Genomic DNA, 20,540 nt, shown 5'->3' with positions numbered 1-20,540 from the left:
ACCGGCCGGGGCGCGGCCGGACGCCGGTCGGGCCGGGTCAGGTCGCGGCGAGCACCACCGGCTCGGCCATCAGGAAGTACGCCTGGTCGTCGTCGTCCGGGCCGGCACGCTCCCGCAGCCGTTCCACCGCGACGTAGCCGCCGGCCGCGTACGCCCGGCCCGGTTTCCAGCCGATGCCGTCCCGGCCGGGGGTCAGCGGGAAGCGGGACCGCTCGGCACCGGTGACCGGATCGAGGGTGACCAGTTCCCGGCGTTCGGTCAGCACGTAGAGCCGGCCCGCCTCGGTGGCGAGGACCGTCACCCGGCCCAGGTCACCGCGCTGCCAGCGGCCCTTGCCACTGCGCGCCTCCCAGCCCTTGAGCACCCCGCCGTCGTCGCCGACGGCCAACTCGCCGACCAGGGTGGTGTCGGCGGCGTCCAGGGCGGGGGCGGCCATCGGCGCACCCGGGCCGACCTGCCAGCCCCGGCCGCCGTCACCGCCGTCGGTGCGCAGCCCCCGGCACTGCGACCGGGGGGTGAGGCAGCCGACCGGGGTGACGGTGAACCGCTCGGGTGCGTCCGGGGGCCGCCAGCGGGTGCCCACCGTGCCGGTGGCGACGGCGCGGAACTCGACAGTCGTCGGGCCGGCGCAGGAGTCGACCGAGAAGACCTGACCGGCGGCGGTGGTGCCCAGGTCGGTACGGCAGTCCCGGCCGTCGTCGACCCGCCACAGCTCGCGCCCGTCGGCGAGGTCGTAGCCGCGCAGGCCGTTCCGGCCGGAGATGACGAGCACCGTCCGGCTTCCGGGGGCGGGGGCGACGGAGATGCCGCGCGGGTCCCAGACGGTGGCCGCCCCGGTGCGCCGGGCAGGGGCCACGGCGTACGGCGTCGGCCCGTCGACCCGCCAGGCGACCGTACCGGTGAGCGCATCCAGCGCCACCAGCTTCCCGTCCGACCAGCGGCTGAGCACCGTCGTGCCGGCCGCCAGCACTCCGTCGAGGGTGGCCGGCCAGCGCCGGTACGACCAGAACGGGGTGACCCGGTTGCGGCCGTCGGCGGGCTGGTCGGCGTAGAGCTGACGCTCGGCGGCGTAGACCCGCAGCCGTCCCGCCACCACCAGCGGCGCGACCGGCAGCCGACCCACCACCCCGACCGCCGGGGTGCCGGCGGGCGGCGGTGCGCCCCGGGCGGGCGTGACGACCTCGGCGGGGGCGAGCACCCGGTAGCCGATGCCGGCGACCGCCGCGAGGGTGAGCAGCGTGGTGGCCGCGACCACGAGTCGCCGCCGTCCCTTCGGGAATCCCATGCCCACCTCCGCCCGGCACCCTACCCAGGCATCCCTCCTGGGGACCGGTCAGGTCGCGTCGCGTCGCGCGAAGGAAGTCGGGCCGCCGGTGTCCGGACGCGGATCAGGCGGCGGTGGCCCGGCCGGTGCTGCGCACGGTGGCGGCCAGCGCGGTCAGGTCGTGCCGGATCGCGCCCTCGACCGTCCGGGCGGCCAGGCCGCCGAAGAGCAGCGCCATCACCCGCCCGTACGGGGTGGTCGGCAGGGCCCGGTGTTCGACGGTGACGGCGGTGCAGGCGCGGCGGCGACGGTGCACGGCGCGCAGGGTCCAGGTGATCCGGTAGTCCACCCCGCTGCCCGGGGAGGCGAGCACCAGCCGGTGCGGTGGCTCGGCGGCCAGCACCAGGAACTCCTCCACCTGGTCACCGCCGTCCGGGCGGGTACGGGTGTCCCGCCAGGCGGTGCCCGGCCCGAACGGCCCCGGGGTGAGCAACTCGGCGGCGCTGACCGTGCAGAGCCAGTCGACCCGGACGGGCAGGTCGGTCAGGAGTTCCCACACGTCGACGGCCGACGCCTCGATGACAGCGGTGACCGCGACCGTCGACATGGCACCTCCCGTGTCGTCCACCGTACGGCGGGTGAGCGACCGGCGGGGGGCCGTACGGTGAAATTTCCGTCACCGGCGTCCCGGGTGGGACGCCGGTGACGGGGCCGGTCAGGGGCGGAAGGCCCCCTGCCGGACGGCGTCGACGAACGCCGTCCAACCCGGTGGGCCGATGACCAGGGCCGGGCCCGACGGGTCCTTGGAGTCGCGTACCCCGACCACGGCCCGGGTGCGGACGAGGTTGTCCGCCACCTCCACACAGAGCCCCTGGTCGTTCGAGCGGCTACTGGTGCGCCACACCGCGCCGACGAGATCGTTCATGCTCGTACCTCCTCTCCACTGGGACGTGCCACGCCGACGCGCCCCGCGCCGCCGACGGGAGACGGCGGCGCGGGGCGTACGGCGGAATCCGGTGGGAGAAACGCGGCAGGAGCGCCTGACGGTCGGACAGCGGGTGCGACCGTCCGACGTCGGTTCAGCGGGCGGGCAGGATGCGCCCGGTGACCTCGCCGAGCGCGATGGTGGAGTCGTCCGGGCCGGGCGCGGTGGCCCGCAGGGTGACGGTGTCGCCGTCGGCGAGGAAGGTGCGGGTGTCCCCACCGACGGTGACCGGTTCGGCCCCGCCCCAGGTCAGTTCCAGGAACGAGCCCACCTGGCCGCGTTCGGGGCCGGAGACCGTGCCCGAGGCGTACAGATCGCCGGTCCGCAGGGACGCGCCGTTGACGGTCAGGTGGGCCAACTGTTGGGCGGGGGTCCAGTACATGCCGGCGAACGGCGGCTCGGTGACCCGCTCACCGTTCCACTCCACCGAAAGCCGCAGGTCGAGGCCCAGGTGCGGGGTCTGGCGCAGGTAGTCCTGCACCGGCGGGTCCTGCCGCGGGGCGGGCACGAACGCGTCGGCCAGGGCGTCCAGCGGGGTCACCCAGGCCGAGACGGAGGTGGCGAAGGACTTGCCGAGGAACGGCCCGAGCGGCTGGTACTCCCACGCCTGGATGTCCCGGGCCGACCAGTCGTTGACCAGCACCACCCCGAAGACGTGGTCGGTGAAGTCGCCGGTGGGCACCCGGTCGCCGAGCGCGCTCGGCACGCCGACCACGAAGCCCACCTCGGCCTCGATGTCGAGGCGTACCGACGGGCCGACGGTGGGGCCCTCGCCGGTGGCGCGCTGCCCGCTCGGGCGGACGACCGGGGTGCCGGAGACCACCACCGTGCCGGCCCGGCCGTGGTAGCCGATCGGCAGGTGCTTCCAGTTCGGCAGCAGCGGCGGCTGGCCGGGGCGGAAGATCTGCCCGACGTTGCCGGCGTGGTGCTCGGAGGAGTAGAAGTCGACGTAGTCGGCCACCTCGAACGGCAGCAGCAGCTCGACCTCGGCCAGTGGCAGCAGCAGCGGCTCGACGGCGGGCCGGTGCGCCGGGTCGGTGAGCAGTTCGACGAGGCGCTGCCGGACCGAGGTCCACTGCGGGCGGCCCAGCGCCATGAAGTCGTTGAGGGTGGGCCGACGCAACGCCCCGGCGGCGAGGACCAGCCCGGCCTCCTCGGCTCCGGTCAGGTCGAACACCAGGTCGGCGACGCGTACGCCGATCCGGGGTGGCCGCCCGTCGTGCCGGAACACCCCGTACGGCAGGTTGGTCACCCCGTACGGCGAGCCGTCCGCGCCCGTCACCCAGCTCATCTGTCGAATCCCCCGTTCACCAGCCCCAGCCGGATCAGATCGGTCAGTGGTTCCCGCACGCTGCACGAGCCGAACCCGATCCACAGCGGACGGTCGGTGTCGCGGGCCGACCGGGCCGGCTCGACCACCCGCAGCGGGTCGGTGTCGGCGAGCAGCGCGGCCACGGCGTCCACCTCGGCGTCGTCGGCGGCGGCGAGGGTGGCGGCCAGCACGTTGCCGAACCCGTGGTGGGTGAAGCCGGTCTCCGGGTCGATCTGGCGCAGCGCGTGGTGCAGCCCGGCGGTCAGCTTGAACGGCAGCGCCCGGTCCCGGCAGGCGCAGATCACCGCGGCCAGCTCGACGGGGGTGGGGAACAGTTCGGCGGCCAGTCCGCCGGTGCGGAACTTCGCGGCGATCGGCAGGCCGGTCGCGCGGGCCTCGGCGAGGGTGTCCAGCGCGGCGGTCAGCCCGAAGGTCAGCGGCAGTTCGGCGTACCAGTGCACGGCCGGCTCCCGACCGGGGTCCGCCGCGGCGAGCCGGAGCAGCTCGGCCAGACCGGGCTGCGGGTCCTCGCCACGTCGGGCGACCGCCACCTCGACCTGCCGGACCACGAGGCCGGCGGCGTCGAGGCGGCCCAGCGCGGCGGGCAGCCGGGCGGGACCGGTGTCGCCGATCAACCCGACCACGAAGTCCTCCGCCGGGTCGGTCAGGCCGGTCAACGCGTCGACGGCGGAGGCGGGCACCAGCAGCGGGCCGACCAGGTCGGCGTACCAGGAGGCGCGGTGTTCACGGTGTGCCGCGACCGCGTCGGGCAGCGTCGCGCTGCCGGGCGGGAAGACGGCGGCGTCGTCGACGAGTCCGGCGAGGAGGCGGGGGACCTGCGTTGACACGAGACAAGAATCTACGGGACGCTGTCAAGGAACGGACAGCGACGTCCGATTAACGGACACCACCGGCCGGATATCGGGACAATACGGGAGGCGACATGCCGTACTACCGCAGCGTCGGCGAGGTGCCCCGCAAGCGGCACACCCAGTTCCGCCAGCCCGACGGCAGCCTCTACACCGAGGAGCTGATGGGTCAGGAGGGCTTCTCCGCCGACTCGTCCCTGCTCTACCACCGGCACCCGCCGACCGCGATCGTCGCCGCCGAAGAGTTCACCCCGCCCGGGTACACCCGGCTGCCGAACCACCCGCTCAAGCCGCGCCACCTACAGACCCACAAGCTCGACGGCGCGGGTGCCGACCCGGTGCTCGGCCGGCGTCACCTGCTCGCCAACGACGACGTCCGGATCGGGTACGTGCTGGCCGACCGGCCGTCCCCGCTCTACCGCAACGCCACCGGCGACGAGTGCCTCTACGTCGAGGCGGGCACCCTGCGCCTGGAGTCCACCTTCGGCGCGCTCGACCTGGTCGCCGGCGACTACGTGGTCGTCCCCACCTCGACGGTCCACCGGCTGGTCCCCACCGGCGACACCCCGGTCCGGCTGCTCACCATCGAGGCCACCGGGCACATCGGCCCACCCAAGCGCTACCTGTCGGTACGCGGCCAGTTCCTCGAACACTCCCCCTACTGCGAGCGGGACGTCCGGGGGCCGGACACGCCGCTGCTGGTCGACGGCACCGACGTCGAGGTGCTGGTCCGCCACCGCGCCCGGACGGCCACCGGCACCGCCTGGACCCGGCACGTCTACGCCCACCACCCGTTCGACGTGGTCGGCTGGGACGGCCACCAGTACCCGTGGGCGTTCTCCATCCACGACTTCGAGCCGATCACCGGCCGCCTGCACCAGCCGCCACCGGTGCACCAGACCTTCCAGGGCCCCAACTTCGTGATCTGCTCGTTCGTGCCCCGCAAGGTCGACTACCACCCGGACGCCATCCCGGTGCCGTACCACCACCACAACGTCGACTCCGACGAGATGCTCTTCTACACCGGCGGCAACTACGAGGCCCGGCGCGGCTCCGGCATCGGGCAGGGCTCGATCTCGCTGCACCCGTCCGGCTTCACCCACGGCCCGCAGCCCGGCGCGGCGGAACGCTCGATCGGCGTCGACTTCTTCGACGAACTGGCCGTCATGGTCGACACCTTCCGCCCCCTCGACCTCTGCGACGCCGCCGTCGAGTGCGAGGACCCGGGCTACGCCTGGACCTGGAACCGCCAGCCCTGACCCCGGGCCCTGGAGGCTAGGAGACGCCCGCGCGGGTGGCGGCGATCAGCGTCGACGGCACCGCGACGGCGATCGCGAGCACCAGCGGCCACGGGCTGCCCACCAGGGCGAACAGCAGCAGCAGGGCCGGGCCGGCCGGGACGGCGTACACGGCGAACGCCAACGCCCGGTCCTCCCGGCGCAGCGCCGGCAGGACCACCCGGCCCAGCTCGGGCACCCGCCGGGACAACCGCCAGGCCAGCAGCGCACCACCGGCCGCCGCCAGCACCGCCACCACCCGACTCGCCCCCGCGCCGCCGGCAGCCAGGAACGCGAGCAGCAGGCTGGCCACCAGCGACCAGCCGCTGCCGATCAGGACGAGCCGGCGCAGCCCGGCCCAGAGCGGCAGCTTCTCGGCCCGCGCCGGCTGCACCGGCGCCAACGCGGCCACCTGTTCCAGCGCCAGCACCCAGCGCCGCCGCTCCAACCGCAGCACCCCCGGGTCGTGCCGCGCCTCGGCCAGCTCCGGATCGAGCCGCAACGCCTCCCGGTAGGCCCGCTCGGCCAGGTCGAACAACTCCAGCCGGCCGGCGACCAGGGCCAGCACCAGATGCGCCTGCGGCTCGTCGGGGGCCAGCTCCACCCCGCGCCAGGCCGCGTTCAGCGCCGGCTGGCCGTTGCGCGCCTCGGCCAGGATCGCCGCGGCGCTCCGCTGGGCGTACGCGTCACCCGGCCCGGCCACCAGGATCCGATCGGCGGTACGCGCCGACTCGGCGTACTCCCCCAGGTCGGCGAGGGCGATCGCCCGGACGACCAGCGCGGCGGTCGGCACCCTCGCCCCGGCCTCCCCGGGCGCGCCGGCTCCTCCGGCCGGACCGGCGGGGGCGGGTGCACCGGCCGGACCGGGGAACGAGGGTGCATCCGGCTGGTCGGAGCCGACCGGCGGTGCGGGCCGGTCCGGCGACGACCCGGACGGGTCGGGCGACGTCGGAGGGCCCGCCTGTCCCGGCGTCGCCCATGATCCGGCCGGCACCGGCCCACCTGCCCGGTCAACCGGGCCCGAGGGCGCAGCCGGCCCCGGCGGCACGGCGGGCCCCGGGAGCACGGCTGGCCCCGGGAGCACGGCGGGCCCCCGGGGCACAGGCGGGTGCGGCGGTGCGGGGAGCGGTGGGGTGTCGGGGCGGGGTGGGGCGATCGCCGCGTCGGCGGCGGCGAGTGCCTCAGCGGGGCGGCCGGCGGCCAGGTGCAGCCGGGCCAGCAGCGTCAACGCGGTCGGGTCGGTGGGGGCCAGGGCGAGCGCGAAGCCCAACTCCTCGGTGGCCTCGTCGTGGCGGCCCAGCTCGGCCAGGAGCCCGGCCCGCTGCCGGTAGCCGTCCAGCGGCGACTCGTCGTCGGTCATCGCGGCCCTACCCGGCCGACGCGTCGTAGACCAGGGCCACCGCGATGCCGGCGAGGCCCTCGCCCCGCCCGGTGAAGCCGAGGCCGTCGCTGGTGGCGGCGGTGACGGTGACCGGTGCGCCGACCGCCGCGGAGAGCACCTGCTGCGCCTCGTCGCGACGCGGCCCGATCCGGGGCCGGTTGCCGACGACCTGCACCGAGACGTTGCCGATCGCGTACCCGGCGGCGCGGACCCGGCGGGCCGACTCGGTGAGCAGCGTGACCCCGGAGGCGGCGGCCCACTCCGGCTGGTCCACCCCGAAGTTCGCCCCGAGATCACCGAGCCCGGCGGCGGAGAGCAGCGCGTTGCAGGCGGCGTGGGCGACCACGTCGGCGTCGGAGTGCCCGGCCAGACCGTCCTCGCCCGGCCAGTGCAGGCCGGCCAGCCAGCATGGCCGGCCGGCAGCGAAGGCGTGGATGTCGGTGCCGACGGCGACCCTGGGAACGATCATGAATCGAGGGTACGCGTCAGTGCCCGGCGGCCAGCAGGTGCTCGGCCAGGGTCAGGTCGAACGGGCGGGTGACTTTGAGCGCGTACTCCGAGCCGGGGACGCAGAACACCGGCACCCCCTGCTGCTCGACCAGGCCGGCGTCGTCGGTGAGCGGGTCACCGGCGGCGGCGTGCGCGGCGGCGAGCACCCCCCGGCGGAAACCCTGCGGGGTCTGCACGGCCCGCAGGGCGGACCTGTCGACGGTGGCGAGGACGACGCCGGCAGCGTCCACCCGCTTGATCGTGTCGCTGACGGGGAGCACCGGGATCACCGCGTCGTGGCCGGCCCGGACGGCTGCCGCCACCGCCTCGACGAGCGCGGGCGGGGTGAGCGCCCGCGCCGCGTCGTGCACCAGCACGATGTCGGGGCCGGGTGGCACCGCCGCCAGCGCGTTCGCCACCGACGCCTGACGTTCGGCACCACCCGCCACCACCAGGACCGGGGCGACCGGGGTCAGTAGCTGCCGGACGGCGTCGGCCTCGGCGGCCGGGGCGGCGACGACGACGGTGTGCACCGACGGGGCGGCGGCGATCCGGCGTACCACGTGCACCAGTAGGGGTTCGCCGCCGAGGAGCCGCAGCGCCTTGGGGCCGCCCGGCCCGAGCCGTACCCCGGCACCGGCCGCAGGAACGAGGACCGCGACGTCACCGCGCGGATTGAGCTGCGCGGTCACGTCGCGGTCCTCGGGAATTCTTCGCTGCGGGGTGGGTACGACGATGCGGTGGGATCAGGCCTCGGTGAGGACCTTGTCGAGCAGCGTCTCCGCCTCGTCCTTGGTGCTCTTCTCGGCCAGCGCGACCTCGCCGACGAGAATGTCGCGGGCCTTGGCGAGCATGCGCTTCTCGCCCGCGGACAGGCCCCGCTCCCGCTCCCGACGCCACAGGTCGCGGACGACCTCGGCGACCTTCAGCGGGTTGCCGGAGGCCAGCTTCTCCAGATTCGCCTTGTAACGCCGCGACCAGTTGGTCGGCTCTTCGGTGTGCGGTGCACGGAGCACGTCGAAGACCTTTCCCAGGCCCTCTTCGCCGACCACCTCACGCACACCCACGATCTCGGCGTTCTCGGCCGGCACCCGGACCGTCAGGTCACCCTGCGCGACCCTCAGGACGAGGTACTGCTTGGGTTCGCCCTTGATGACCCGAGTCTCGATTGCCTCGATGAGTGCGGCCCCGTGGTGGGGGTAAACAACGGTCTCGCCGACGCTGAAAACCATAGGTTCGAAACCCCTTTCGCTGTGTCTAGGGTAACACGCTCAGGCACCAATGTCCCGCTGCCGTCCTGACCGTTGGCGCAGCTCAGGGGCCCTGTGAGAGGCGTTGCTTCGGCTTGACAGGCGGCCAAACCAGTGGTTCAAACACGCTCCGTGAGCAGCGGATGACAACCCGGTACGGGTGATCGGAGCGCGGATTTCTCCAGCTGTGCGCTCCTCCCATGGTAGCCCGGCGGCGTCCCGGCCGCCCAGGTCTAGCGGCAGGAGGGTCCGTGCGGGAGGCTGGAGGGGTACCGCACACCGCTCGCCGCACCGCTTACCGGGGGGTCCGATGGGCATGCCCGACGCCGAGGGAAACGGTCCGACCGACGGGCTGCCCGACCTGCCACCGGAGTGGGGTCGGGTGGTGGTGCCGGACGACGCGTCCGCGCTCGCCGACGAGGCCGCCCAACTCCGCCGCGAACTGCGCCGCCAGGCCCGGTCCGGCCGGTGGCGTCGCCGGCTGGGGTTGACCGCCCGCCCCGACGGGCGGCCACCGCTCGGGCTGCCCCTGCTGATGCTCCTGGTGGCGGTGCTCGCCACCGCCGTCGGGCTGGTCACCGTCACCTGGCCCCGGTCGTCGCGGGGCACCGAACGACCCACCGTCCTGCCGCAGGCGGGCACGCCGACGCCGCTGGTCGGACGGTCGCTGCCCGCGCTGGACCTGGTCGACGTCGACCAGCGGCCGGTACCGCTGCGCGGCCTGCTGCCCGCCATGATCATCCTGGTCGACGGCTGTACCTGCGCCGAGCAGGTCGCCGCCGCCGCCGGTGCCGCCCCCGACGGGGTGCAGGTGGTCAGCGTCGCCGCCGGCCGGGAGGTCACCCCCGCGCCACCGGTCGGCGGGCCGGTCCGCGCCCTCGCCGACCCCGCCGGCGAGCTACGTGCCGCGGTGCACCTGCCCGCCCAGGCCGGTGCCGCCCCGGCGCTGCTGGTGGACCGGGCCGGCACGGTCGTCCGGGTGCTACCCGAGCTGGGTGCCGCCGCCGACTACCGGGGCGACCTGATCCGGCTCGCCGGCTGACCGGGCCACTCAGGGCAGGGCGACGACCTGCGCCTCCAGCTCGACCGAGCCCGGCCCGACCACCGAGAACTCCAACCGGGTGCCCCCGTCCGGACCGTGCAGCTCCCAGGCGACCAGTTCGCCGTCGCAGGCCGTCCGCCGGTGCTGCGGCGGATCGTCGTGCAGCACCGAGACCAGCAGCGTCCCGTCGCCCGAGCAGCGGTACTGGAAGAGGTGCCGTGCGCCGTCCGGGGCCGACTCCCGGCGTACCGGCGCCCGGCCGGACACCAGGGTCATCCGCTCCCGCCAGGTGGTGTCGGTGAACGTCGGCAGCCCCACGTCCGGGTCACCGGAGGTCCCGGGCAGCTCGGTCGCGCCCAGCAGCCGCCCGGTGCGGGCGTCGATCACCACCACCCGCCTGGTGGCCTCCGCACCGACCGACGCCTGCGGCGACACCGTCGCCGCCGAGCCGGCCGGGTCGACCACCGGGGCGGTGGCCGACCACCACCAGCCGCCCCCGACCAGGGCGAGCAGGGCCACGCCGGCCAGTACCGCACCGCGCAGCCGATCACCGCCGCCCCGCTCGATCCCCACCCGGCGAGGGTAACCAGCAGCCGGCGGCGGCGCTTGGCGCAGCGCCGACCCCACCGGCCCTGACCAGGTCATCTACCTCACTCCGAGCGTTCCCGACCGGCCGGCGACGGGTCCGGGCCGGCCAGATTCCGGACCGGGCCGGACCGGGTCCGAAGCGGGCCGGACCGGGCCGGGTCCGCGGCGGACCGGGCCGGCCCGGGTGCGGTGGCGGGTGGCTCAGGAGCGGCGTTCGAGGAGGGCGGCGTAGAGGGTCAGTCCCGGGCCGAAGGCGAGCAGCACGATCCACCGGGGCGGTACCGCCGCCCGCAGCAGCCGGTCCAGGATCAGCAGCACCGTGGGCGACGAGCAGTTGCCGTGCGCGTCGAGGACCGCCCGGGAGGCCGCCAGCGCGCCGTCGGGCAGGGCCAGTTCCCGCTCCACCACGTTGAGGATGCGCGGACCACCCGGGTGCACCGCCCAGCCGTCCACCTCGGCGACCGTCGTGCCGTGCCGGGCCAGCAGGCCGTCCACCAGCCCCCGGACGTGCGCCGAGAGCACCTGCGGCACCTTCGGCGACAGACCCATCCGGAAGCCGGTGTCGGTGACGTCCCAGGTCATGTGGTCGGCGGTGGAGGTGTCGGTGACCGAGGCGACCTCGCGCAGCGCGTACCCCCGGCCGGTGGTGTCGGTCCCGGGGACCAGCACGGCGGCGACCGCGGCGTCGGAGAAGAGGGCGTGCGAGATGATCTGCTGGGTGTCCATCCGGGCCGAGGACGGCTGGATGTGCAGGCTGGTCAGCTCGGCACAGAGCAACAGCGCCGGCCGGCCCCGCGCGGTCACGAAGTCACCAGCCGCGCCCAGGCCGGGCAGGGCCGCGTAACAGCCCATGTGCCCGACGAACATCCGCTGGCAGTCCGGGGCCATGCCCAGGTCCCGGGCGAGGAGGATGTCCAGCCCGGGGGTGGCGTAACCGGTGCAGGAGCAGACCACGAACAGCCCCAGGTCACTCGCCGCGAGCCCGGCGGCGGTCAACGCCCGACCGATGGCCTCCTTGCCCAGCGGCAGCGCCTCCACCTGGTAGCGCCGCATCCGCCGGTCGGTAGGCCAGTCGGAGACGTCCTCCAACAGCGGGTTGACCGCCGCCTGCCGGTGGGACACCCCCGAGTTGGCGAAGATCCGCTCGGCCAGCGCCCGGGTCGGACCCGAGAAGTGCTTCGCGAAGTAGCCCGCCCACAGCTCGTCCTGGGCGGCGCCGGACGGGTGTGCCGCCCCCAGCCCCGCGATCAACGGCACGGCCATCCGTCCCCACCTCTCGTCGACACTGCCCGTCCGGCGGTCGCCCCGACCCCCGTCACCCTCACCAACGAGGGGCCGTTCCGTCGCGGTCCGGGTCACCCCCGAGCACCGCCACCCCGAGCCAGTCGGCGCACACGTCCGAGGTCGCCGGGTGCAGCGAGCCGCAGCGGGCGTCCCGGTAGAGCCGTTCCAACGGATGCCCCCGGCGGGTCGCCGAGGTGCCGGCCGCCTCCAGCATGGACGCCGCCACCTCAGCCGCCGTGGTGCCGGCGAGCAGTTTGGCCCGCCACACCCACCGGTTGGTCTCCGCGTCGCCGGGGGCGTCGTCGACCCGGCGGGCCGCCTCGGCCACCACCAGCTGCGCCGCCGCCACCGCCGCGTCCGCCCGGCCGAGCCGGGCCCGCACCGCCGGCAGTCCGCCGAGGTCCCGCGCGGTGAGGTGCTCGGCGGCGGCGTCCACCGCCGCCCGGGCCACCCCCACGTAGACGGCGGCGTAGCTGGCCACCAGCCAGTGCGGCATGAGCTGGGCGACCACCAGGGCCAGCCCCTCCACCCCACCGAGCAGCCGGTCCGCCGGAACCGTCACGTCCAGGTGCAGGTCGTGCGACGAGGTGGCCCGCATGCCCAGGGCGTCCCAGGTCGGTTCCACGCTCACCCCGTCCCCGGCGGGCACCAGGAACTGGGAGACCACCGACGGGTCGGCGGCGCTGCGGGCGGCCACCAGATAGCCGTCGGCGTGCCCGGCACCGGAGCAGAAGGTCTTGCTCCCCTTGATCCGCCAACCGCCGTCGACCGGCTCGTAGACCGTGCTGAGCCGGGACAGCCGCGCCCCCGCCCCGCGTTCGCTCATCGCCACCGCGTACCAGGCACCCTCGGCCGCCGCGCGCAGCAGCCGGTCCCGGGCGGCCAGCGCCTCGTCCGGTACGCCCAGCGCCTCGGCCAGTTCCTCGGTGACCGCACCGAGCGCGCCGGTGACCGAGGCGTGCATGTTGAACACCAGCGCGGTCGCGCCGTTGCCCCGGGCCAGCTCGGTGGCGACCGCCGCGTACCCGGCGAAGGAGGCTTCCGCGCCCCCCAGCCCGGCCGGGACCATCAGCCCGAAGAGCCCGGACTCCCGCAGGTCGGCGAAGTCGTCGACCGGGAACGTGCCGTCCCGGTCGTGCCCGGCGGCCCGGGCGGCGAACCTCGGTGCCAACCGACGGGCCACCGCCGGTGCGTCCACAGTCATGCGGTCCCCTTCCTGGGTGTTCCTGGTACCCCGAACCGGGGCGGCTACCCGTGCCGGACCCCCCGGCCCTGGTAGAGCACCGCCGTCGACCAGGTCGGCCGGATCGTGGGCCCGGCGTGCGACACGTCGCGGGCGGCACCCCCACGGGTACGCCGCGCCAGCCAGCCCAGCGTCGCCCGCAGCCCCGGCCGGACACCGCGCACCCGCAGGGCGACGCCGTGTCTGCCGCACTCGGCCACCAACTCCCGGTCGTCCACGAACAACCGTGGGTCGTGGATGCCCCGGGGCACGGTGGGCAGCCGTTCGCCCAGTTCCACCGCGACCAGCCGGGCCAGCAGCGTGTCGTTGAGGGTGTCCAGCACGAGCAGCCCGCCGGGACGCAGCAGCCGGCACGCCTGGGCGACCGCCGCCCGCCAGTCCGGCACGTGCTCCAGCACCTCGCCGGCCGCCACCACGTCGGCGCATCCGTCGGCGAGCGGCACCGCCGTGGCGTCACCGACCAGCGTGCTGACGCCGTGCGCCGCCGCCTGCTCCAACGCCGACCGGGTGAGGTCCACCCCGACGTGCCGGTAACCCTTGCCGGCCAGGTGCGGCGCCATCAGTCCGGCACCGCAGCCCAGGTCGACCAGGAGCGCGCCGGGCCGGGTCGCCGGCGGCACCAGGGCGGCGCGGGCCCGGGCCAGCCAGTGCAGCATCGCGAACGCGCCGTCGGGCCGCCACCACTCGCCGGCCAGATCGTCGTACTGGCGGAGGTCGTTGGGGGGCAGCGCGCCTACACCGTTGGACACCGGACCGTCACCCATGGCACCGAGCGTGGCACGACCGGCCGGTAACGACCAGACTTCCCTTATGTGGCGGACGGTGTTAGGGCTGGTCAAGGCGAGTCATCCGGAACCGGGCCTGGCCGTGACCACGGTGGCCGGGCTGCTCGCCGTCGCGGTTGGGCACCGTCCGGCCGGGACGGTCGCCGTGGTGCTCACCGTGCTGTCCAGCCAGCTCGCCGTCGGCTGGGCCAACGACGCGGTGGACGCCGGGCGGGACGCCACGGTGGGGCGTACCGACAAGCCGGTCGCCGCCGGGGCGGTGGGCCGCCGGACGGTGGTGGTGGCCGCCGCGCTGGCCGCGGTCGCCACCCCGCTGCTGGCGCTGACCACCACCCCGGTCGCCGCGCTCTGCTACACCGTCGGCCTGGTCTCGGCGCTGCTCTACGACTGGCCGCTGAAGTCCACCTTGGTCTCGGTGCTGCCGTACGCGGTCTCCTTCGGCTCGTTGCCCGCCTTCGTGGTGCTCGCCCTGCCGGGGGCGCCCGCGCCGCCGGTCTGGCTGGTCGTCGCGGCGGCCTGCCTGGGCGCGGGGGCGCACTTCGCCAACGTGCTGCCCGACCTGGCCGACGACGCCCGGACCGGGGTGCGCGGGCTGCCGCACCGCCTCGGTGCCACCGGCAGCCGGCTGGCCGCCGCCGGGCTGCTGCTCGCCGCCACCGTCGCCCTGGTCCTCGGGCCACCCGGTCCGCCGTCGTGGGTCGGCTGGTCGGCGGTCGCGGCGGCCGTCGCGGTGCCGGCCGCCGGCTGGTACGCGGGCCGCGCCACCGCCCGGGGCGACGGCCGCTCGGTGGCGGCCTTCCGGGCGGTGCTGGTGGTGGCCCTGATCGATGTGCTGCTGCTGGTGGCGAGCGGTCGGGTGGTCTGACCGGCACCCGCCCGGGTGGCGGCACCGGGTCCGTGTGCGGCCCTCGATCAGCCCCAACTACCCTGGAGCGCGGTCTGCGCGGGTATGACCACCCCACGCCCGGGGCACGCACCGGGTGGGGATCGTGACGAGGAGGACCGACGTGACGCGCTCGATCAGGGGTTCCCGGCGGGCCACCCTGCTGCTGTCCGGCCTGGCGGGGGCGACCGCCCTGCTGGCGACGGGCTGCGGGGCGGGCCAGGTGTCCGAGACCGCCAACAAGCAGCCGTCGGTCCAGGGGGTCAACGTCCAGACGTCGGACAACGCCTACAAGGTGCGTGGTCTCTACGTCGCCTACCCGGGCGAGGACGGTCTCACCGCCGGGGCGAACGCCGCGCTCAACGCCGTGATCTACAACGACACCCGGGACCCGGTCACCGTCACCGTCACCACCGACAGCGCCCGGCAGATCGTGCTCACCGGGGCCGCCGGCTCGGCCAGCCCCTCCGGCTCCGCCTCCCCCTCCGAGAGCGCGTCGCCGTCCGAGAGCCCGTCGCCGTCGGGCAGCGCCTCCCCGGCCGAGGGGGCCTCCCCATCTGAGGGGGCCTCGCCGTCCGAGGGGGCGTCGCCGTCCGAGGGGGCCTCGCCGTCCGAGGGGGCCTCGCCGTCGGCCGGCCCGTCCGCGCCGGCCGGTCAGCCGGCCCGGATCGAGATCCCGGCGCTCGGTTACGTACAGCTCAACGTGCAGAACGGCCAGCACCTCCAGCTCATCGGGCTCAACGAGGCGTTGCGCACCGGCCAGCAGGTCAACCTGACCTTCGACTTCGGCGACGGCCGTACCGTCAGCACCCCGGTCCCGGTCGGCGTGCCGCTGAGCCCGGCCGCCCGCCCCTCCCCGATCGTGCACCGCGAGGGTGGCGAGGAGAGCGGCCAGGAGGGCACCTCCGGCCACGGCGGCTGACCCGGCCGGCCCGCAGACACCGACGACACCGCCGGCGTGGTGACCACCACGCCGGCGGTGTTTTCGTCACCGGTGGGGGTTAGCGTCCTGGGGTGACCACCTCCCGATCGACCCCCGCCCGCAGCGGTGCCGGCACCTCCCGGGGCCGGGCCGCCCGCGAGCCCCGCCCCGCCTACGAGTGCGACGCCTGCGGCCACCAGCCACCCAAGTGGGTCGGGCGGTGCCCGGAGTGCGGCGAGTGGGGTTCGGTGGTCGAGTCCACCGTCACCGGGCCGGTCGTCTCCGGCCGGGTGGTCAGCTCCCGGATGCCGGCCGAGCCGGCCCGGCCGATCGCCACGATCAGCGCCGCGCCGGCCCGGGCCCGCCCCACCGGGGTCAGCGAACTCGACCGGGTCCTCGGCGGCGGCCTGGTCCCCGGCGCGGTGGTCCTGCTGGCCGGTGAGCCGGGGGTCGGCAAGTCCACCCTGCTGCTCGACGTGGCGCAGCAGTGGGCGGCCAGCGCCGGCAGCCCGTCGCTGGTGGTCAGCGGCGAGGAGTCGGTCAGCCAGGTCCGGTTGCGCGCCGAGCGGATGGGTGCCCTGCACGAACAGCTCTGGCTGGCCGCCGAGAGCGACCTGAGCGCCGTGCTCGGGCACCTCGACGCGGTCAAGCCGGGCCTGCTCGTCCTCGACTCGGTGCAGACCATCTCCACCACCGGCACCGAGGGGGTGCAGGGCGGGGTCACCCAGGTCCGGGCCGTCACCGCCGCCCTGGTCGCGGTCGCCAAGGAGCGCGGCATCGCCACCGTGCTGGTCGGTCACGTCACCAAGGACGGTCAGGTCGCCGGCCCCCGGGTGCTGGAACACCTGGTCGACGTGGTGCTGCACTTCGAGGGGGACAAGCACTCCTCGCTGCGGATGGTCCGGGGAATCAAGAACCGGTTCGGCGCGGCCGACGAGGTCGGCTGCTTCGAGATGCACGAGGGGGGCATCAGCAGCCTGGCCGACCCGTCCGGGCTCTTCCTCACCCGCTACTCCGAGCCGGTCCCGGGCACCTGCGTCACCGTGGCGATGGAGGGGCGGCGGGCGCTGTTGACCGAGGTGCAGGCGCTGATCGGCGCGACGGTGGCCGGGTCGCCCCGGCGTACCGTCTCGGGGCTCGACGGGGCCCGGCTGGCCATGGTGCTGGCGGTGCTGCAACGCCGTACCGAACGGCTGACCCTGCACGACCGGGAGGTCTTCGCAGCCACCGTCGGCGGCATCCGGGTGGTCGAGCCGGCCGCCGATCTCGCGGTCGCGCTGGCGGTCGCCTCCGGCGGGCTCAACCTGGCCATCGCGCCGCACCTGGTGGCGATCGGCGAGGTCGGGCTGACCGGCGAGGTGCGCCGGGTCGGCGCGGTCCCCCGCCGGCTCGCCGAGGCGGCCCGGCTCGGCTTCCGGATGGCGCTGGTGCCGCCCGGCTGCGGCCCGGAAAGCACCGGCGCCGGCCCGGAGAACATGCGGGTGACCGAGGTCACGGACGTCCGGTCGGCGCTCCAGGCGGTCGCCCGCGCATCCGCGGAGTGACCGAGGGTGGCGACGGCGGGGTACCGGTCGGCCCATACCGGTCAACGTCCGGCAGGTCCGGCAGGTGGAGGAAGACGACGCCGTGACACATCACAGTAACCACGGGAGCACCCACCGCAGGGCAGTCCGTAGACTGTGCCCGTGCCGACCGACCGCGACGCCGCCAAGCCTGCCGGCGCGACGCCCCACACCCGCGCCGCCGCCGTGGGCTCGCCCACCCGTCCGATCAGCGTGAGCGTGGCCGGGGCCACCGGCAACGCCGGTGACCCGCTGCGGGCCAACCTCGCCCTGATGGCACCCGGCACCGCGTTGCGCGACGGGCTCGAACGCATCCTGCGCGGCCGGACGGGCGCACTGATAGTCCTCGGCTACGACAAGGTCGTCGACGGGATCTGCACCGGCGGCTTCCCGATGGACGTCGAGTTCTCCGCGACCCGGGTCCGTGAACTGTGCAAGATGGACGGCGCGGTGGTGCTCTCCAGCGACGGCACCCGGATCGTGCAGGCCGGGGTGCACCTGATGCCCGACCCGTCCATCCCGACCGAGGAGTCCGGCACCCGGCACCGTACCGCCGAGCGGGTGGCCCGGCAGACCGGCTACCCGGTCATCTCGGTCAGCCAGTCGATGCGGATCATCAGCCTCTACGTCAACGGGCAGCGGCACGTGCTCGACGACTCGGCGGCGATCCTCTCCCGGGCCAACCAGGCCCTGGCCACCCTGGAGCGTTACAAGCTCCGCCTCGACGAGGTCTCCGGCACGCTGTCCGCGCTGGAGATCGAGGATCTGGTCACCGTCCGCGACGCGGTCGCCGTGGTGCAGCGGCTGGAGATGGTCAGGCGGATCGCCGACGAGATCGCCGGGTACGTGGTCGAGCTGGGCACCGACGGTCGCCTGCTCGCCCTGCAACTCGACGAGCTGATGGCCGGTGTCGACGCCGACCGTACCCTGGTCATCCGGGACTACCTGCCCACCGGCCGCAAGTCGCGCACCCTCGACGAGGCGCTGGTCGAGTTGGACCTGCTCGGTGCGACCGAGCTGATCGACCTGGTCGCGGTCGCCAAGGCGATCGGCTACCCGGCCGCCTCCGACGCGCTCGACGCGGCGGTCAGCCCGCGCGGGTTCCGGCTGCTGGCCAAGGTGCCGCGGCTGCCGGTGTCCATCGTCGACCGGCTGGTGCTGCACTTCGGCAGCCTCCAGCGGCTGCTCGGGGCGACCGTGGAGGACCTCCAGGCCGTCGAGGGCGTCGGTGACGCACGCGCCCGGGGCGTCCGCGAAGGGCTGTCCCGGCTGGCCGAGGCGTCCATCCTGGAACGTTACGTCTGACCGGGGGCCGGTCAGCCGGTGACGACCAGCTTGACCGGCTCGCTCAGCTTGGTGCCCACCCGGGCGAAGACCTGGTAGTTGCCGGCCGGCGGGTTGGGGCCTGCGGCCACCCCCTGCTTGCACCGGCTGGCGTCCATGCCGTTCCAGGTGAGCTGGTAGGAGCGCTCGAAGCCGGGGGTGAACGTCTGCACGTCGGAACCCCGGCCGGTGCCGCAGGTGTCCGACGACCAGACCTTCTCCGCGCCGGACTTGATGAACAACTCCTGGGCGTCCGCGCCGACGTCCCGGTTACAGGTCCGCTGGGACTTGTTCCTGACCTTGAGGCTGAGATCGACCGGGGCACCGCTGCTCACCTCGGCAGGCAGCGCCACCGGGGTCACCACGATCTCACTGTCGGTGCAGGTGCCGTCGTCGACCCGGGCCGGGTTGACAGGCGGGGCGGGCGGATCGGCGGTCGGGGCGCTGCTCGTGTCCGGGTCGGCGGTCGGCCCGGCGGGCGGGCCCGCCGCATCGGAACCACCCGACGGGGATGCGGACCCGGCGGGCGGCGAGGCGGCCGTCGGTGTGGCCGCGCCCGCGGCGGGAGCCGACGACGAGGCCCCGGCGCCCGGTGTGGCGCCGGTGTCCCCCGATCGGGCACACGAGTAGAGCAGAACAACCAGGAGCAGAAGCCCCGCTCCGAGTACGACGGCGCGACGCCGCCAGTACACGGCGGAAGGCAGGGGACCGACCGTCAGACGCATGATGCCCCCACCGTAGCGGCGCAGCGCACGTGGACCGGCCACGACTCGCCGGGTATCGGCCACCGGGCGGCGAACCACGTTCCACTGACGACAGTCGGCCGGCCCGCTGCAGCGGGAACCGGCCCCACCGGAGCGGCGACCGGCCGGGTCACAGGTAGACCTTGCGTTGGTAGACCGCGTGCGCGCCAGCCACCCGGTCGAGGAAGAGCAGCCCGGCGCAGTGGTCGATCTCGTGTTGCAGGGCACGCGCCTCGAACCCGTCGGTGACCAGCCGGACCGGCGTGCCACTGCCCGGCAGCGCCCCCTCCACCACCAACCGGCTGGCCCGCTTCACGTCACCGGTCAGGTCGGGCACCGACATGCAGCCCTCCCGACCCGGCTTCCAGCGGCTCGCCTCGACCACCCGGGCGTTGCAGAGCACGAAGGTGCCGTGCACCGTCACCGCCTTGGCATGCCCGGTCACGTCCACCGCGAACACCTGCGCCCCCACCCCCACCTGCGGCGCCGCCAACCCCACACAGCCGGGCGACACCCGCATCGTGGCGACCAGGTCGGCGGCGAGCCGGACGGTCTCCTCGGCGGTCGGATCCACCTGCGGCCCCGGCCGGCTCAGCACCGCCTCGGGGGCGCAGACCACCCGGCGCACCTCCCCCGGCACGCCCAGGTCCGCCGGGGTCCAGCCGCCCAGCCCGAGGTACGGTTCCGCGCTCACGGGTTCGCCTCCGTTCGCGACTGCGGGGCTCGCAACCCCGGCTCACTCCTCGCGCTCACAGGAGGTCCGGGTCGGCGGGGCGCAGGGAGACCCCGACCCCCAGGTCGGCGGCCGTTCGGGAGAGCCGGCCGGCCAGCTCGTCGGCGCGGCCGGCAGGCAGATCCACCTCGGCCACCACCACGTAGAGCGTGCCGGCCAGCCGGGTGCTCAGATCCGTCACGTTGCCACCCGCCTCGGCGATCACCCTGGTCATCGCCGCGACAATGCCCATCCGGTCCGCGCCGTGCACCGCCAGCACGTACGGTTCACCCGCCGCCGTCGCCGTACCGTCCGGGGTGACCACGCGTACGGTGGCCAGAAGTTGACCGTCGGCGGCCAGCGGGGTCAGGGCGGCCTCGACCTCGGCGGCGGCGGGGCCGACACAGATCAGGGTCATCGCGAAGTGACCACGGAGCCGGGTCATCGTGGAGTCGGTGAGGTTCGCGCCGAGCCCGGCGAGCACCTCGGCGACGTCGGCCACGATGCCGGGCCGGTCCCGACCGATGACGGTGATCGCGAGCTCGCTCATCCGGGCATTCTGCCCGATCCGCCCGGCGACCCGGCGACGCCCCGCCCGGCCCGCCCAACCAGCGGGAAGGCATCGC

Annotated in this window: 21 protein-coding genes and 2 pseudogenes; 6 read left to right on the top strand and 17 right to left on the bottom strand. The window is 75.1% G+C overall.

The annotated features are described in order from the left end of the window. Positions 1-37: 37 nt before the first annotated feature. From ACN267_RS27100 to ACN267_RS27080, 5 genes are all read right to left on the bottom strand, one after another. Entirely contained in the window at positions 38-1,285 is a 1,248-nt protein-coding gene (locus ACN267_RS27100) for a PQQ-binding-like beta-propeller repeat protein (protein ID WP_421489952.1), read from the bottom strand. 103 nt (positions 1,286-1,388) lie between these two features. Next, a complete protein-coding gene (locus tag ACN267_RS27095) occupies positions 1,389-1,871 on the bottom strand; it encodes an SRPBCC family protein (RefSeq protein ID WP_281902394.1) in 483 nt (160 codons plus the stop codon). A 108-nt stretch (positions 1,872-1,979) separates the two neighbouring features. Continuing rightward, on the bottom strand, positions 1,980-2,189 hold the full coding sequence (locus tag ACN267_RS27090; RefSeq protein WP_204957491.1) for a DUF397 domain-containing protein: 210 nt from the start codon (positions 2,187-2,189) through the stop codon (positions 1,980-1,982). Positions 2,190-2,343: 154 nt separating this feature from the next. Next, positions 2,344-3,540, bottom strand: coding sequence for a fumarylacetoacetase (fahA, locus tag ACN267_RS27085; RefSeq protein WP_421489951.1), 1,197 nt, complete (start codon positions 3,538-3,540; stop codon positions 2,344-2,346). Further along, a complete protein-coding gene (locus ACN267_RS27080; protein WP_204957489.1) occupies positions 3,537-4,409 on the bottom strand; it encodes a hypothetical protein in 873 nt (290 codons plus the stop codon). The genes fahA and ACN267_RS27080 overlap by 4 nt, the downstream gene beginning before the upstream one ends. A 95-nt stretch (positions 4,410-4,504) precedes the next feature. Here ACN267_RS27080 and ACN267_RS27075 point away from each other — a divergent pair, with 95 nt between their 5' ends. Continuing rightward, positions 4,505-5,689, top strand: coding sequence for a homogentisate 1,2-dioxygenase (locus tag ACN267_RS27075; protein WP_204957488.1), 1,185 nt, complete (start codon positions 4,505-4,507; stop codon positions 5,687-5,689). Between the two features lie 16 nt (positions 5,690-5,705). On the opposite strand, the pseudogene ACN267_RS27070 reads toward ACN267_RS27075, so the two are convergent. The 5 genes and pseudogenes from ACN267_RS27070 to ACN267_RS27050 all read right to left on the bottom strand — a co-directional run. Continuing rightward, positions 5,706-6,554 (bottom strand): annotated as a pseudogene (locus ACN267_RS27070) (hypothetical protein); the annotation flags it as partial. 315 nt (positions 6,555-6,869) lie between these two features. Then, a pseudogene (locus ACN267_RS27065) lies at positions 6,870-7,067 on the bottom strand (tetratricopeptide repeat protein); the annotation flags it as partial. Between the two features lie 7 nt (positions 7,068-7,074). Next, the gene (gene ispF / locus ACN267_RS27060; protein WP_088643252.1) at positions 7,075-7,557 is read right to left on the bottom strand and encodes a 2-C-methyl-D-erythritol 2,4-cyclodiphosphate synthase; all 483 of its coding nucleotides are present in this window, start codon (positions 7,555-7,557) and stop codon (positions 7,075-7,077) included. 16 nt (positions 7,558-7,573) lie between these two features. Continuing rightward, positions 7,574-8,269 (bottom strand): 2-C-methyl-D-erythritol 4-phosphate cytidylyltransferase, encoded by a 696-nt coding sequence (gene ispD, locus ACN267_RS27055; protein ID WP_204957487.1) that lies wholly within the window; start codon positions 8,267-8,269, stop codon positions 7,574-7,576. A gap of 54 nt (positions 8,270-8,323) precedes the next feature. Beyond that, positions 8,324-8,809 carry a CarD family transcriptional regulator gene (locus ACN267_RS27050; RefSeq protein ID WP_007073334.1) on the bottom strand — a complete coding sequence of 162 codons (486 nt, stop codon included), beginning with the start codon at positions 8,807-8,809 and terminating at the stop codon, positions 8,324-8,326. 328 nt (positions 8,810-9,137) lie between these two features. Here ACN267_RS27050 and ACN267_RS27045 point away from each other — a divergent pair, with 328 nt between their 5' ends. Next, complete coding sequence (locus tag ACN267_RS27045) at positions 9,138-9,869, top strand: hypothetical protein (RefSeq protein ID WP_204957486.1); 732 nt, start codon at positions 9,138-9,140, stop codon at positions 9,867-9,869. Between the two features lie 9 nt (positions 9,870-9,878). Here the strand turns inward: ACN267_RS27045 and ACN267_RS27040 are convergent, their stop codons facing one another. The 4 genes from ACN267_RS27040 to ACN267_RS27025 all read right to left on the bottom strand — a co-directional run bounded on the left by ACN267_RS27040 (position 9,879) and on the right by ACN267_RS27025 (position 13,748). Continuing rightward, on the bottom strand, positions 9,879-10,442 hold the full coding sequence (locus ACN267_RS27040; RefSeq protein ID WP_204957485.1) for a hypothetical protein: 564 nt from the start codon (positions 10,440-10,442) through the stop codon (positions 9,879-9,881). A gap of 216 nt (positions 10,443-10,658) precedes the next feature. Continuing rightward, positions 10,659-11,720: a type III polyketide synthase gene (locus ACN267_RS27035; RefSeq protein ID WP_421489950.1), complete on the bottom strand. Its 1,062-nt coding sequence runs from the start codon at positions 11,718-11,720 to the stop codon at positions 10,659-10,661. A 58-nt stretch (positions 11,721-11,778) separates the two neighbouring features. Next, positions 11,779-12,945, bottom strand: a complete 1,167-nt coding sequence (locus ACN267_RS27030; RefSeq protein WP_421489949.1) for an acyl-CoA dehydrogenase family protein — start codon at positions 12,943-12,945, stop codon at positions 11,779-11,781. A 44-nt stretch (positions 12,946-12,989) separates the two neighbouring features. After that, positions 12,990-13,748, bottom strand: coding sequence for a methyltransferase domain-containing protein (locus ACN267_RS27025; RefSeq protein ID WP_421489948.1), 759 nt, complete (start codon positions 13,746-13,748; stop codon positions 12,990-12,992). A gap of 46 nt (positions 13,749-13,794) precedes the next feature. Here ACN267_RS27025 and ACN267_RS27020 point away from each other — a divergent pair, with 46 nt between their 5' ends. The 4 genes from ACN267_RS27020 (at position 13,795) to disA (ending at position 18,441) form a co-directional block, all read left to right on the top strand. Next, positions 13,795-14,634 carry a UbiA family prenyltransferase gene (locus ACN267_RS27020; protein WP_421489947.1) on the top strand — a complete coding sequence of 280 codons (840 nt, stop codon included), beginning with the start codon at positions 13,795-13,797 and terminating at the stop codon, positions 14,632-14,634. 142 nt (positions 14,635-14,776) lie between these two features. Beyond that, positions 14,777-15,574: a hypothetical protein gene (locus tag ACN267_RS27015; protein WP_421489946.1), complete on the top strand. Its 798-nt coding sequence runs from the start codon at positions 14,777-14,779 to the stop codon at positions 15,572-15,574. A gap of 92 nt (positions 15,575-15,666) precedes the next feature. After that, positions 15,667-17,118, top strand: a complete 1,452-nt coding sequence (radA, locus tag ACN267_RS27010; RefSeq protein ID WP_204957479.1) for a DNA repair protein RadA — start codon at positions 15,667-15,669, stop codon at positions 17,116-17,118. A gap of 141 nt (positions 17,119-17,259) precedes the next feature. Further along, the gene (disA, locus tag ACN267_RS27005) at positions 17,260-18,441 is read left to right on the top strand and encodes a DNA integrity scanning diadenylate cyclase DisA (RefSeq protein WP_204957478.1); all 1,182 of its coding nucleotides are present in this window, start codon (positions 17,260-17,262) and stop codon (positions 18,439-18,441) included. A gap of 11 nt (positions 18,442-18,452) precedes the next feature. On the opposite strand, the gene ACN267_RS27000 is transcribed toward disA, so the two are convergent. From ACN267_RS27000 to ACN267_RS26990, 3 genes are all read right to left on the bottom strand, one after another. Continuing rightward, positions 18,453-19,184, bottom strand: coding sequence for a hypothetical protein (locus ACN267_RS27000; protein WP_421490510.1), 732 nt, complete (start codon positions 19,182-19,184; stop codon positions 18,453-18,455). Between the two features lie 148 nt (positions 19,185-19,332). Continuing rightward, positions 19,333-19,896 carry a peptide deformylase gene (locus ACN267_RS26995; RefSeq protein ID WP_204957476.1) on the bottom strand — a complete coding sequence of 188 codons (564 nt, stop codon included), beginning with the start codon at positions 19,894-19,896 and terminating at the stop codon, positions 19,333-19,335. 55 nt (positions 19,897-19,951) lie between these two features. Next, the gene (locus tag ACN267_RS26990) at positions 19,952-20,464 is read right to left on the bottom strand and encodes a glycine cleavage system protein R (RefSeq protein ID WP_421489945.1); all 513 of its coding nucleotides are present in this window, start codon (positions 20,462-20,464) and stop codon (positions 19,952-19,954) included. Positions 20,465-20,540: the final 76 nt, after the last annotated feature.

The organism is Micromonospora sp. WMMD734 (assembly GCF_049178975.1).
Lineage (GTDB): Bacteria > Actinomycetota > Actinomycetes > Mycobacteriales > Micromonosporaceae > Micromonospora > Micromonospora wenchangensis.
Note: the sequence above shows the minus strand (reverse complement) of the source record. Positions and strands in the feature narration are given on the sequence as shown.

Coding starts and splice junctions, on each gene's coding strand:
- ACN267_RS27100 (WP_421489952.1), bottom strand. CDS start 1,285: ATGGGATTCCCGAAGGGACGGCGGCGACTCGTGGTCGCGGCCACCACG.
- ACN267_RS27095 (WP_281902394.1), bottom strand. CDS start 1,871: ATGTCGACGGTCGCGGTCACCGCTGTCATCGAGGCGTCGGCCGTCGAC.
- ACN267_RS27090 (WP_204957491.1), bottom strand. CDS start 2,189: ATGAACGATCTCGTCGGCGCGGTGTGGCGCACCAGTAGCCGCTCGAAC.
- fahA (WP_421489951.1), bottom strand. CDS start 3,540: ATGAGCTGGGTGACGGGCGCGGACGGCTCGCCGTACGGGGTGACCAAC.
- ACN267_RS27075 (WP_204957488.1), top strand. CDS start 4,505: ATGCCGTACTACCGCAGCGTCGGCGAGGTGCCCCGCAAGCGGCACACC.
- ispF (WP_088643252.1), bottom strand. CDS start 7,557: ATGATCGTTCCCAGGGTCGCCGTCGGCACCGACATCCACGCCTTCGCT.
- ACN267_RS27050 (WP_007073334.1), bottom strand. CDS start 8,809: ATGGTTTTCAGCGTCGGCGAGACCGTTGTTTACCCCCACCACGGGGCC.
- ACN267_RS27045 (WP_204957486.1), top strand. CDS start 9,138: ATGGGCATGCCCGACGCCGAGGGAAACGGTCCGACCGACGGGCTGCCC.
- ACN267_RS27035 (WP_421489950.1), bottom strand. CDS start 11,720: ATGGCCGTGCCGTTGATCGCGGGGCTGGGGGCGGCACACCCGTCCGGC.
- ACN267_RS27030 (WP_421489949.1), bottom strand. CDS start 12,945: ATGACTGTGGACGCACCGGCGGTGGCCCGTCGGTTGGCACCGAGGTTC.
- ACN267_RS27025 (WP_421489948.1), bottom strand. CDS start 13,748: ATGGGTGACGGTCCGGTGTCCAACGGTGTAGGCGCGCTGCCCCCCAAC.
- ACN267_RS27020 (WP_421489947.1), top strand. CDS start 13,795: ATGTGGCGGACGGTGTTAGGGCTGGTCAAGGCGAGTCATCCGGAACCG.
- ACN267_RS27000 (WP_421490510.1), bottom strand. CDS start 19,184: ATGCGTCTGACGGTCGGTCCCCTGCCTTCCGCCGTGTACTGGCGGCGT.
- ACN267_RS26990 (WP_421489945.1), bottom strand. CDS start 20,464: ATGAGCGAGCTCGCGATCACCGTCATCGGTCGGGACCGGCCCGGCATC.